The sequence below is a fragment of the Shinella sp. Sh6 genome (assembly GCF_055392685.1).
Genome location: NZ_AP044006.1, coordinates 348,902 through 358,534 on the forward strand (window position 1 = coordinate 348,902; position 9,633 = coordinate 358,534).

The following is a 9,633-nucleotide window of genomic DNA, read 5'->3' on the forward strand; positions in this document are numbered from 1 at the left end:
AAGGTATTGCATCAGCAGGCAGTAACAATTACCGGAAGCATGACATATGTGTTCGGCTGGAGCGAACAAATCCGTGGATAGATTGGACCGAATGCAGCTTTTCGTACGTGTCGTGGAGCGCTGTAGCTTTACGGCCGCGGCCACCGATTTGGGATTTGCGCGCTCGACGGCAACCGAGGCTATCAAACAACTGGAAGCGGACGTCGGCGCGCGCCTTCTGGAACGTACCACCCGGCATGTACAGCCAACGCTGGATGGCCAGGCATTCTATGAGCGGTGCCGGTCGATCCTCTCGGACGTTGACGACGCCGAGAACGTCTTCCGCGACGCCCGGCCACGGGGTCTGCTACGCATTGATGCAAACGTCCTTCTGACTCGAACATTTCTGCTGCCGCGGCTGCCGGAATTCCTGGCGCTCCATCCGCTGATCGATATCCATTTCGGGCAGGGGGATCGTCTAGTGGACCTCGTTCGCGAGGGCGTTGATTGCGTCATCCGGGCGGGCGACCTTGCCGATAGCGGCATGATCGCTCGGCGGCTTGCGACGATCACGGAGGTGACGTGTGCCAGCCCCGGTTATATCGAGACACACGGCATGCCGGTGTCTCCCGACGACCTTAAGGGCCATGTGATGGTCGGTTTCGTCTCCTCGCGGACGGGAGAGGTCATCCCCCTGGAGTTCATGATGGGCGGCAAGGCGCGAGAGTTCGTTCTGCCCTACCGTGTCACAGCCAATCATTCCGACACGACGCATGAAATGGCTAAGATGGGATTGGGCCTGGTTCAGGCGCCCCGCTATCGCCTTCAGGAGGATTTGAGGGCAGGGCGGCTTGTCGAGGTGCTGAAGGACAATCCCCCGAGTCCAACCCCGCTGTCAGCCCTGTATCCCCAGAACCGGCACCTGGCACCGCGGGTTCGCGTGTTTTTAAACTGGCTCGTGACGATATTTGCAGAGGCCGAGCTTTAGCCTATCCGCGATGGCCGCATTTCCGCAATGGCCGAGAACCTTCATGATGCGGACGCAATCATCGACGCAGGCGGCCTCTATGTTATGCCCGGCGGTATCGATAGTCATGTGCATCTGACGCAACCATCCCGTGATGGGATCGTCATGGCGGACGTTTTCGCCAGAAGGAACAGATCATTTCGGAAATGCTGGAGCCCGGCAAGAAGGTCACCGAGGTGGCGTGGTGCCAGGAGATCCCCATGAGTCGCACCTTCGTCAAACCGCTGCCGCGCGGGACGGCGAGCGTCGTTGGCAGGACACACACCATCAAGCAATGGACGCGGCAACGGGTTGGCTTTGGCTGAGGAGGCCGTCGTATCGGTCAACGAAATCGCCTGCCATCTCCCCGGCTGCCCGCCGAAGGAAACTGTGGTGCTGGTGATGCAGGGCGGGCAAACCCTCCAGACCTCCATCCACAAGGCAATGCAGCAGTTCACCGAGGACGATGTCGCCGTCGCATCGCCACATGTGGTTGCACCGATGGACAGGCTTTCTCCAAAATGATGAAGGGCGCCCAAACGTTTCGGGGAGCGCCCTTGAAACCCGGAACGACCACGAAGGCGCGGCAAAGCTCCATCGCTGCAGGCAATCATCGAATACGGGTAATAGGCGATAGATGGAAGAAGGGAAACGAGTGTTCCAGACCATCCAGATCATCACTTGCCCGAACCGGTAAGTCGAGACTGGCGTCGCAAATACCGCAGCCATCGTCGTTCATCTGCTGGCGGGCCCGCTGGCACCAGAGGCAAACGACCGAGCATCACTGGCGCTCGCTTCCGACCGACATCATGATTTCGACCGCGTCGTACGAGACGACATCACCAACGGCTTCCTTCATCGCCCGCTTCTCTATTGACCGTCATCTCAAGAGACAAGAGCTACCAGTAACTTCGCAATGGACAGTGCTCGTGGGGAATGGACTCTCCGGTTCCTCGTCTCATCCCAAGGCGGAAGGAATCGATAGCGGCTGCGCGCCAGATGGCTTGATCAGATCGCGCGGACGTTTTCCGCTTTTGACTTGCCGGTTTTGCGGTCGTTCCCAAGATCATAGTTGACCTTGCTGCCATCGCGCAGCGGCCCACCTGAGATCACGCCCGAGACATGAACAAAGACATCCTGGCCGCCGTCGTCGGGTGTAATGAAACCAAAGCCCTTGTCCTGATTGAAAAATTTTACAGTTCCCGTCGCCATGAAGATCCTCTTAAACTGAGCGGCGTTGCGTAGGTAGCAAGCATATTCGTTGCCCGATATGCCCGCAACCGTGCATTCGTAGCGGGTCGGCGGGAACAACAAACTACGCCCCGGGGTTTTAGTCTCGACGCGACCGGGCCTTTTGATGGACGTCGGTGCTAGCCATTGGGTGAAGCAATGGGTGACGAAACCGAACCGGAGACAGTGGGAACCTATGACGGCGGCGAGCATGTCGCCGTCTCGTTTCCGTTTGACCGAATGACAGTTCAGCGGTTTCGGCAGGAATTTCCCCGCGCTCGCTGGAGCGATGCGCGCAAAGCCTGGCTCATTCCTGGGAAGACGGCACGCCGGCGCTTCATACGCTGGAGAGCCAAGGAAGAGTCCCGCAATGATCCCTTCGCCCAGGAGAAGGGCAGGGATGCCTTTGCCTTCGAACCAATCCTAAGTCCCTATCTCGGCGTTGACAGGGATGGCTTTCGCATCAAGACGCCCTATTCGCACAAGTTGGTCGAGGAAATCAGCCAAGTACCGTTTGCCCGTTGGGACGGGGATTACAAGATCTGGCGTGTGCCCTTCGCATCCTACGGTGAGCTTCTCCACAATTGGCCGGCGATCGAGGATGAGGCGCGACGCTGCGAACCGGAGGAACGGCGCAAGCGCGCTGAGGCGCGAAAGGGCACCGAAGACGAGCGCAAAGCCCGCCGTCGCTCAACCGAGCGCCGGCGCCGGCGCATTCCTCTTCCCGCCAACGATTTCCCGCCGTTGGACCGGCCCATCGCCACTGCCGCCTACGGCATCGTCGTCGTCAGTGACATCACCGGGGAATTGGTCGAGCATGAGGAAATCGCCGGTCTCTATCTGGACATCGCCGACGAACACGTCTGGGGATTGTGGCGCATGCCGTCTCTGGAGGAACTCGTGCAAACGTGGCCTTCGAAAGCCGCGACCCGAGATGATGAGCGCCGACGAGGTTGGTGGTTTCCGACCATAGAGGAGCTTCGCGAAGCAAGACGAGTTGCGCGGTCACGTGAGCGACGAAGCGCAGAGCAGGCCTCCGCCTAGTTCGTATCGACCGGCGGATCAATCTCAATCATAACCGGCGCATGGTCACTCGTATGCTCCCAGCTTCGCGGGCTGCGGCGCACGCTTGCAGACCGTAGCCATGGCGTGACTGCGGGGCTGAGGAGGAAATGATCGATCCTCAAACCCGCATCGCGCTCGAAGGAATTGCGCCAGTATTTCCAGAACGTATAGATTCGCTCTTCGGGATGGAGCTGGCGGATCGCATCCGTCCAGCCCTGTGCGACCAGATCGGCATAGGCCTTGCGAACCTCGGGACGGAACAGTGCGTCTTCCCACCATCGCGCTGGCGCATAGACGTCGATATCCGTCGGCATGACGTTATAGTCGCCCACGAGCAGGGCGGGAATGTCGAGGTCGATGAGTTCGCCGGCATAGATGTGCAGGCGATGGAACCAGCGGAGCTTGTAATCGAATTTCGGGCCGGGCGCGGGATTGCCGTTCGGAAGATAGAGGCAGCCAATCAGCAGTCCGTCGATCGCCGCCTCGATGTAGCGGCAATGGGTGTCGTCGGGATCGCCTGGCAAGCCTCGCCGCGTCAGCAGAGGCATGAGGCCCTTTGCGAGGATTGCGACACCGTTCCAGCTTTTCTGACCGTGCCAGACCGCGCCATAGCCGGCGCGCTCGAGTTCCGCGCGCGGGAACCGATCGTTCGGTGATTTCAGCTCCTGAAGGCAAACGATATCGGGTGCGTCTTCCTTCAGCCATCGTACCAACACCGGCAGGCGGCCATTGACGCCGTTGACGTTATAGGTCGCGATCTTCACGAATCCTCCGAGTGCTTGAAGAGATACTGGCTTCTCAGCGACAACTATTCAAGTAACACTGTGGTTCCCGTTCTGGGCGGCGAAGCGTCCGGCTGAACTGGGATTGATTTTGACGTAGCCATCTGACAGCTTCCGACCTCATTATCATCACCACCGAAAGTAGAAATCGTTAATGCAGCAAATAACGCGCGCTATGGAAAGAACGGGTGTGCAATGGCGACGAGAGAGGACTATTTCGACAGGCGCGGCGCATCTTACGACCGGGACGCAGTACATCATCGGATCGTCTCATTCCTAATGAACGGTCTCGACCTTCTGCAAGGCTCCACGGTGCTGGATATTGCGACAGGCACTGGCATGGCTGCACTCGAAGCAGCCCCGAGGGTAGGGCCAGCCGGCAACGTTATCGGCATCGACGTTTCGGAAGGGATGCTTCGGCAGGCACGGCACAAGGCAATAGCTGCCGGACTGAGCAACGTCCAATTCATGCACAGTGATGCCGAACGGCTTGATCTTCCGGCGGCCCAATTTGACTTCGTCGTGTGCGCTTCGGCCTTGGTGCTCATGTCGGACGTTGCCGGTGCTTTGCGGCATTGGGTGACCTTCCTCAAGGCCGGAGGTGTTCTTGCCTTCGAGACGCCTGCCAAGCCGTTCGGACTATCGCAACGCGCCGTGGAAGTCGCTGCACGCCGCGGAATCCACCTCGCCTATGGCGAGGTTGCCGACACGCAAGGCAAGTGCCAGGTGTTGCTCTCAGGCGCGGGACTGGAGGTCTTGAGCGTTCGCACCGAGTTTGCCGGCACCGCAACAGTGCCAGTACAGGCTGCGTTAGAGTTCTGGGACCAACGGGTTGACCACCCAGCATGGGCACCCATCAAGGATGCTACCGCCTCAGAGCGTCAAGTCATGCGCGATGATTTTAATTCGAAGCGTCGAAGCGGATGCTATTGATGGCTATGTGTCCAACGAAACAGCTTTGAATTTTTCTTACGGTCGCCGACCAATATAGTCTGGTGCAAATCCCGCAGTTCGGCACCACACAGTTTCCGGTTCAGCCCACAGCTTGCTAAAAGCTGCCTGTCCGCAGACCACCCCGCGCCAGCCGTTCAGCTTCCGACCCTCATTGTCGCCGTTAAAGGGGCTTCCCTGCCTGAAACTTGCCGTTCGTCTCACGGAGAATGGACGGGCAGAGATGGGGTCGAAAGCGGAACCGCTTTGCGGAAGCCAAAACGCCAGTAAAGGGCGCTAGCAGCCGAATCATCATTCCAAGTCGCGTGTGTCATGCAACCGAACGGATGTCTGTCTCTGTGAAGTCGGTACCCTTGAATAACAACGGCTCGTCGAAATCCCGGGCAAGAGCGTAGGCAAAACAGTCACCGAAATTCAGTCCAGCTTTGTGTCTGCCCTTCCCGAAATCGAGGAATGCCTGTCGGGCCAGATGGCCTTGTTCGACGGTCACTGGCTCTATGTTGATCGCTGCACGGCGGAAGAAAGCATCGGCCTGCCTCATGCCTTCCGGCCCGAGTTGCTTTTCGATCACCATGGACAGTTCCAAATAGTTCGCCACGCTGATTCGGCTGGTTGCAGAATCGTGGATCAGTCGCGTGAAGGGAACGGCTTCCGGCTCGCCATAAAGTATCGCCACCATGGCGGATGTGTCGATAATCATTTCGGCAGGCCGTCCTCGTCATAGAGAAGCTTGGCGTGATCGGCATAAGGTCGTTTCAGATGGGCCGCAGCTCTGTCAGCGATCGCCAGAAGTTCTCCGACCGAAGCCCTGCCTCTCTGTTTTTCAATTTGTGCATACCGCTCACGCAGAGCGTCGGTCACGACGCGGCTCATGCTCTGCCCGGTCGCATGGGCAATAGCCTGAGCAAGGCGATGTGCTTCTGGATCCTTCACGTTGAGACTCATGTGGCGACACTCCATTCTACCTGAGCAGCTACTTTTCTACCATTCTACCCCGCCGCCACACAGTTTCAAGGGTGAATACAGGCATCAAAACAGTCTCATTGTTCATGCGCCCGTTCCGATAGACATAGTGCATGCTTTAATCGGGGAAAAACTGACGTTCTGAGCTCTGCATTGCGGTATAGATCCATCTCGCCGCAATATGCCGTCAGCGCACCTCATCGCGGCTTGAAACGCAAGAGTATTGCATTTTGCGTTATACATTCGCTGCACAGGAGCGCACCATGGCAGGCACGGTCCCGCGAAAGGAAATAACCGTCTCGATGCGGTTTAGCGACGACGATCTGACAATCATCGATCGTGGCGCGGAACTGCTCGGCCTGTCCCGCACCGAGTTCATGCGCCGCGCCGCGCTGCATGAAGCGCAGACCGCGATCCTCAATGAAACCGTCATCCGCCTTTCGCCCGATGCGCATGATGCGTTCGTGCGGGCCATCTCCGCTCCCGCAACCGTTCCGCCTCCAAAGGCGGCGGAACGGTTGCGCCGCCGTATAGCTCCCTGGGAACGCTAGGCGGTGGTTTCACGCCCCGAATTGCTTGATGACGCGCACCGGCTCGACGCATTCGATTGTGGCAAGCCAGCGCTCGATGCGTGGTTGACGGTTTCGCCCGCTCAAGCCAGGCGCGCGGCTTCACGCGCGTCCTGGTCATGCACGATGAACAAGTCTTGGTCGGCTATTATGGGCCTGCCCCGAGTGTCATTCAGCCGAACAGTGCGCCGCGGGCCATTCGCACCGGACGGCCACCGGACCCGATCCCTTGCCTTTTGATCGGACAACTGGCTGTTGATCAGAACCATACCGGGCGCGCGGTATCGGTAGCGGGCTGGTCAAGGATGCCTTGAACCGCTGCCTCGCCGGGGCGGACATCGTCGGCGGCCGCGCCGTCGTCGTCAGGGCGGTCGACGCGGAGGCCGAGCGCTACTGGCAGGGCTGGGGGTTCATTCCCTTTCGCGACAACCCTTCCATCCTGATGCGTTCCATCGACGACATTCGCCTCTGGCTCGCGAACATTGCCCACTAGATTTTCCCCTTGGCCAAAGCAATGGCCCGCATGTTTTCCATCAATGGGGCGGCAGGTTAACGTCGCATGGCAACGCGCCAAGCTCCTCTGAGCCGAGGGGATGCCGGGCAGTTCGCATCATGCTTCTATTCGGAGTCGCAGCAACCGCGCCCGGGGTTCGACGAGGTAGCCGTCCACGCTAACAGCGCGTGCTCTGGCGTTGGCACAGGGATAGAACCGAACTGACCGGCACAGGGATCGCGACAGACTGGCCTCACTTTCCGAGAGCTGGATCCGTCCTGGCGGAGCTGCTGTCAGCCCACCTTCCGGTAGGTCTTCTCCTTCTTTCTGATCGAACCTGGCACGACGGTAGCGCCCGTTGGGGGTCCGATTTTCCCATCTTGCGTGGACCCTATCGCACTGAACGGTGACCATTTCGCTGAGGCGGGGGGCGGTTTGGTTGCGGTGGGAGGAGAAGAGGGCCGGGAGGAGGGCAGACTTGTTGGAGAGAGAAGAGCCCTCATGACGATGATCTTTATCAGGATCGCAGACCGCAGCCGGGTTCCTATGTCGGATCGTGTGAAGGGGGTTCGAGCAGTCCCGCAAGCCGTCCGGCCGGCCCCTGCCTCATCACTACAGGGCCAATAGCAAACGAGGAGTCTTTGGTGCAGAAATAGCATCCGGCGAGGTCGAGGCCGGTCGAGAGCAGGGCGCGGATATCGAGATAAGTTCGGTCGTAATTCCACCCAGAGGATATCGGCCTCGTTCACCGGCATGCCGAGCCCCCATGTTCTTGAAGAAGACCCGCGGCGCAAGCGGAAATTGGTCTTGTCCACATGGGGGGCGACGAAGCTGGTACGCTGGAAGCCCTGAATGCGGAAACAGGACAGCGCCTTGCAGACGGCATCCTCGTTGTTCATGTCGACGAAATTGGCGTCGAGCACGTCGTGGAACGTGTCGATGAAGACCGTAGGCAGGCCGAAGCCCTGGATGAGGGGGATGTCGGCCTCCGTTAGTTCGGTGCCAAGCGCGATGACGCCGGAGATCGGCGCGCCGGCAAGCGATTAGGCCACCGTGCTCGGCTCGGAATCCGACCGGTGACGGTTTCGGCACCCGCAAATTGAGGCGGACATGTCCAATTCCTTTGAAAGGGCGTTCACCCTGCCGACCTGCCGATCGGATATATGCGCCGGGGTGATCATGCGAGTGCTACGCGACTTAGCCGCATCCAATTGCGGCAGGCGCTAGGAGCGCCAATTTAGCTCTTGAAATCGCCGCAATGAAAGGCCATGTCGGGGGCATGCACATGGATACGTTTGTCAGGATATCGCGGCTGATCGATCAAGCACGCTCCGTTCCCCGGAGCCGGCAGCCCTAAACCTGTAACGCCGCCGCAGACCCCGCCGCTCCGGGAACCCCACGACCAAACAGTGCGGTTCATTTGCGCCTCTATCCGGCGCATCGATGGAGCGTATCCATGTCTCTCTCCCAGCTCTTCCGTGTCTGCCTTTCCTGCGACCGGCCCCAGCCACGGGCCGCAGTCCGTTGCCCCTGGTGCCGGACGCCCATCGCTATCGTCCCGCGTAGTGCGCCGGGCCTGTTGTGGAGGGCCCGGCAATGAATCTGGCAGTCAAGGTGACGGAACACGTCTCCGGTGCTGACGTGCCGGGCGAACGGCAGCAGGTCGGCGCCCTTCCCTGGCGCATCCAGCGCAATGGCGAGATGAGGATATTGCTCATCACCTCGCGCGAATGTGGGCGTTGGATCGTGCCCAAGGGGTGGCCGGTGAAGGGATATCCGCTCCTCGTCGCGGCATCGCGCAAGGCCTTCGAGGCGGCCGGCGTCATTGGCGACATTTCGCCCGCGCCGGTGGTGGCCTTCCGGTATCGGAAGGCTCTGGACGATGGTTCGCGGGTACCCTGCAGCGTCGCGGTTTTCGGCATGAACGTGCGCGGCACGCTCAGTCATTGGCGGGAGAAGGGGCAAAGACAGCGGCAATGGTTTTCGCTTGGAGAGGCCGCAGACAGGCTCGACGACGCCGAGCTCGCCGCCTTCGTGCGGATGCTCGATGACAAGCCGGAGCGCCTTGAACCCTTCCGCCGTACGAGCAGCCGGAATCCGTCGTCCGGGAAGCGGCAAGCGACAAGGAGCTGAGGCGATGCCGATGTGTTCGATGGGGCCCGCACGTCGGCGGCGGCCCCCCGGTCGTCCCATCCACAGGGTCAGCGCCGGACGCTGGTTGCCTGGCGTCACTACCTGCCACGGCAAGAGTGATGCCAGGAACTGTCGATCCGAGATTGAAACCTGCGGAGCAACGCCGGACGGCCTTGCCGCGCCGTTGCCCTATCCAGAAAGAACAGAAATGACCTTCAGATACCGCCATACCTTCCCCATCAGCGGTCCGAACAAGCTGCCCCGATTCCGCCAGTGGGCAGCGGAGAACATTCCGGGCGTCGCCGTGTCTCTGCCGCCACAGGTTCCCGTCAAGAGCACGGCCCTGACGGTGCGCCTGAAATCCGTCGAGGACCGCAACACGCTGATCGGGAAACTGGAAGGCGTGGAGTTCTAATGAACCGCTGCAGCGGCGGACGAAAGGCCTTCATCGCCTCGTAAACA

Annotated in this window: 13 protein-coding genes and 1 pseudogene; 10 read left to right on the plus strand and 4 right to left on the minus strand. The window is 60.0% G+C overall.

Going from position 1 to position 9,633, the window contains the following annotated elements:
* The first annotated feature begins 73 nt into the window (after positions 1-73).
* The 3 genes and pseudogenes from ACZ5TO_RS20025 (at position 74) to ACZ5TO_RS20035 (ending at position 1,510) form a co-directional block, all read left to right on the plus strand.
* A complete protein-coding gene (locus tag ACZ5TO_RS20025; RefSeq protein WP_464800962.1) occupies positions 74-967 on the plus strand; it encodes a LysR family transcriptional regulator in 894 nt (297 codons plus the stop codon).
* Between the two features lie 3 nt (positions 968-970).
* Positions 971-1,144, plus strand: a pseudogene (locus ACZ5TO_RS20030) (dihydropyrimidinase); the annotation flags it as partial.
* 111 nt (positions 1,145-1,255) lie between these two features.
* Positions 1,256-1,510, plus strand: coding sequence for a hypothetical protein (locus ACZ5TO_RS20035; RefSeq protein ID WP_464800963.1), 255 nt, complete (start codon positions 1,256-1,258; stop codon positions 1,508-1,510).
* Positions 1,511-1,993: 483 nt separating this feature from the next.
* On the opposite strand, the gene ACZ5TO_RS20040 is transcribed toward ACZ5TO_RS20035, so the two are convergent.
* On the minus strand, positions 1,994-2,197 hold the full coding sequence (locus tag ACZ5TO_RS20040) for a cold-shock protein (RefSeq protein ID WP_464800964.1): 204 nt from the start codon (positions 2,195-2,197) through the stop codon (positions 1,994-1,996).
* Positions 2,198-2,374: 177 nt separating this feature from the next.
* On the opposite strand from ACZ5TO_RS20040, the gene ACZ5TO_RS20045 reads away from it, so the two are divergent.
* Entirely contained in the window at positions 2,375-3,259 is an 885-nt protein-coding gene (locus ACZ5TO_RS20045) for a hypothetical protein (RefSeq protein WP_464800965.1), read from the plus strand.
* On the opposite strand, the gene xth is transcribed toward ACZ5TO_RS20045, so the two are convergent.
* Positions 3,256-4,044 (minus strand): exodeoxyribonuclease III, encoded by a 789-nt coding sequence (gene xth / locus ACZ5TO_RS20050; protein WP_464800966.1) that lies wholly within the window; start codon positions 4,042-4,044, stop codon positions 3,256-3,258. The two genes, ACZ5TO_RS20045 and xth, sit on opposite strands and share 4 nt — an antisense overlap.
* Before the next feature lie 213 nt (positions 4,045-4,257).
* Here xth and ACZ5TO_RS20055 point away from each other — a divergent pair, with 213 nt between their 5' ends.
* The gene (locus ACZ5TO_RS20055; protein ID WP_464800967.1) at positions 4,258-4,995 is read left to right on the plus strand and encodes a class I SAM-dependent methyltransferase; all 738 of its coding nucleotides are present in this window, start codon (positions 4,258-4,260) and stop codon (positions 4,993-4,995) included.
* 328 nt (positions 4,996-5,323) lie between these two features.
* Here the strand turns inward: ACZ5TO_RS20055 and ACZ5TO_RS20060 are convergent, their stop codons facing one another.
* The gene (locus ACZ5TO_RS20060) at positions 5,324-5,713 is read right to left on the minus strand and encodes a type II toxin-antitoxin system VapC family toxin (protein WP_184146685.1); all 390 of its coding nucleotides are present in this window, start codon (positions 5,711-5,713) and stop codon (positions 5,324-5,326) included.
* The gene (locus ACZ5TO_RS20065) at positions 5,710-5,958 is read right to left on the minus strand and encodes a type II toxin-antitoxin system VapB family antitoxin (protein ID WP_184146683.1); all 249 of its coding nucleotides are present in this window, start codon (positions 5,956-5,958) and stop codon (positions 5,710-5,712) included. Before ACZ5TO_RS20065 ends, ACZ5TO_RS20060 begins: the two co-directional genes overlap by 4 nt.
* Before the next feature lie 281 nt (positions 5,959-6,239).
* On the opposite strand from ACZ5TO_RS20065, the gene ACZ5TO_RS20070 reads away from it, so the two are divergent.
* From ACZ5TO_RS20070 to ACZ5TO_RS20090, 5 genes are all read left to right on the plus strand, one after another.
* Positions 6,240-6,527 (plus strand): type II toxin-antitoxin system TacA family antitoxin, encoded by a 288-nt coding sequence (locus ACZ5TO_RS20070; protein WP_464800968.1) that lies wholly within the window; start codon positions 6,240-6,242, stop codon positions 6,525-6,527.
* A gap of 328 nt (positions 6,528-6,855) precedes the next feature.
* Positions 6,856-7,038: a hypothetical protein gene (locus tag ACZ5TO_RS20075; RefSeq protein WP_464800969.1), complete on the plus strand. Its 183-nt coding sequence runs from the start codon at positions 6,856-6,858 to the stop codon at positions 7,036-7,038.
* Positions 7,039-7,853: 815 nt separating this feature from the next.
* Entirely contained in the window at positions 7,854-8,033 is a 180-nt protein-coding gene (locus tag ACZ5TO_RS20080) for a hypothetical protein (protein WP_184146679.1), read from the plus strand.
* 601 nt (positions 8,034-8,634) lie between these two features.
* The gene (locus ACZ5TO_RS20085; RefSeq protein WP_464800970.1) at positions 8,635-9,171 is read left to right on the plus strand and encodes an NUDIX hydrolase; all 537 of its coding nucleotides are present in this window, start codon (positions 8,635-8,637) and stop codon (positions 9,169-9,171) included.
* A gap of 208 nt (positions 9,172-9,379) precedes the next feature.
* Positions 9,380-9,586, plus strand: coding sequence for a hypothetical protein (locus tag ACZ5TO_RS20090; RefSeq protein WP_464800971.1), 207 nt, complete (start codon positions 9,380-9,382; stop codon positions 9,584-9,586).
* Positions 9,587-9,633: the final 47 nt, after the last annotated feature.

Bases quoted from the DNA above. Each gene is read 5' to 3' on its own strand.
- ACZ5TO_RS20040 (WP_464800964.1), bottom strand. From the start codon at position 2,197: ATGGCGACGGGAACTGTAAAATTTTTCAATCAGGACAAGGGCTTTGGT.
- ACZ5TO_RS20045 (WP_464800965.1), top strand. From the start codon at position 2,375: ATGGGTGACGAAACCGAACCGGAGACAGTGGGAACCTATGACGGCGGC.
- ACZ5TO_RS20055 (WP_464800967.1), top strand. From the start codon at position 4,258: ATGGCGACGAGAGAGGACTATTTCGACAGGCGCGGCGCATCTTACGAC.
- ACZ5TO_RS20060 (WP_184146685.1), bottom strand. From the start codon at position 5,713: ATGATTATCGACACATCCGCCATGGTGGCGATACTTTATGGCGAGCCG.
- ACZ5TO_RS20065 (WP_184146683.1), bottom strand. From the start codon at position 5,958: ATGAGTCTCAACGTGAAGGATCCAGAAGCACATCGCCTTGCTCAGGCT.
- ACZ5TO_RS20070 (WP_464800968.1), top strand. From the start codon at position 6,240: ATGGCAGGCACGGTCCCGCGAAAGGAAATAACCGTCTCGATGCGGTTT.
- ACZ5TO_RS20080 (WP_184146679.1), top strand. From the start codon at position 7,854: ATGGGGGGCGACGAAGCTGGTACGCTGGAAGCCCTGAATGCGGAAACA.
- ACZ5TO_RS20085 (WP_464800970.1), top strand. From the start codon at position 8,635: ATGAATCTGGCAGTCAAGGTGACGGAACACGTCTCCGGTGCTGACGTG.
- ACZ5TO_RS20090 (WP_464800971.1), top strand. From the start codon at position 9,380: ATGACCTTCAGATACCGCCATACCTTCCCCATCAGCGGTCCGAACAAG.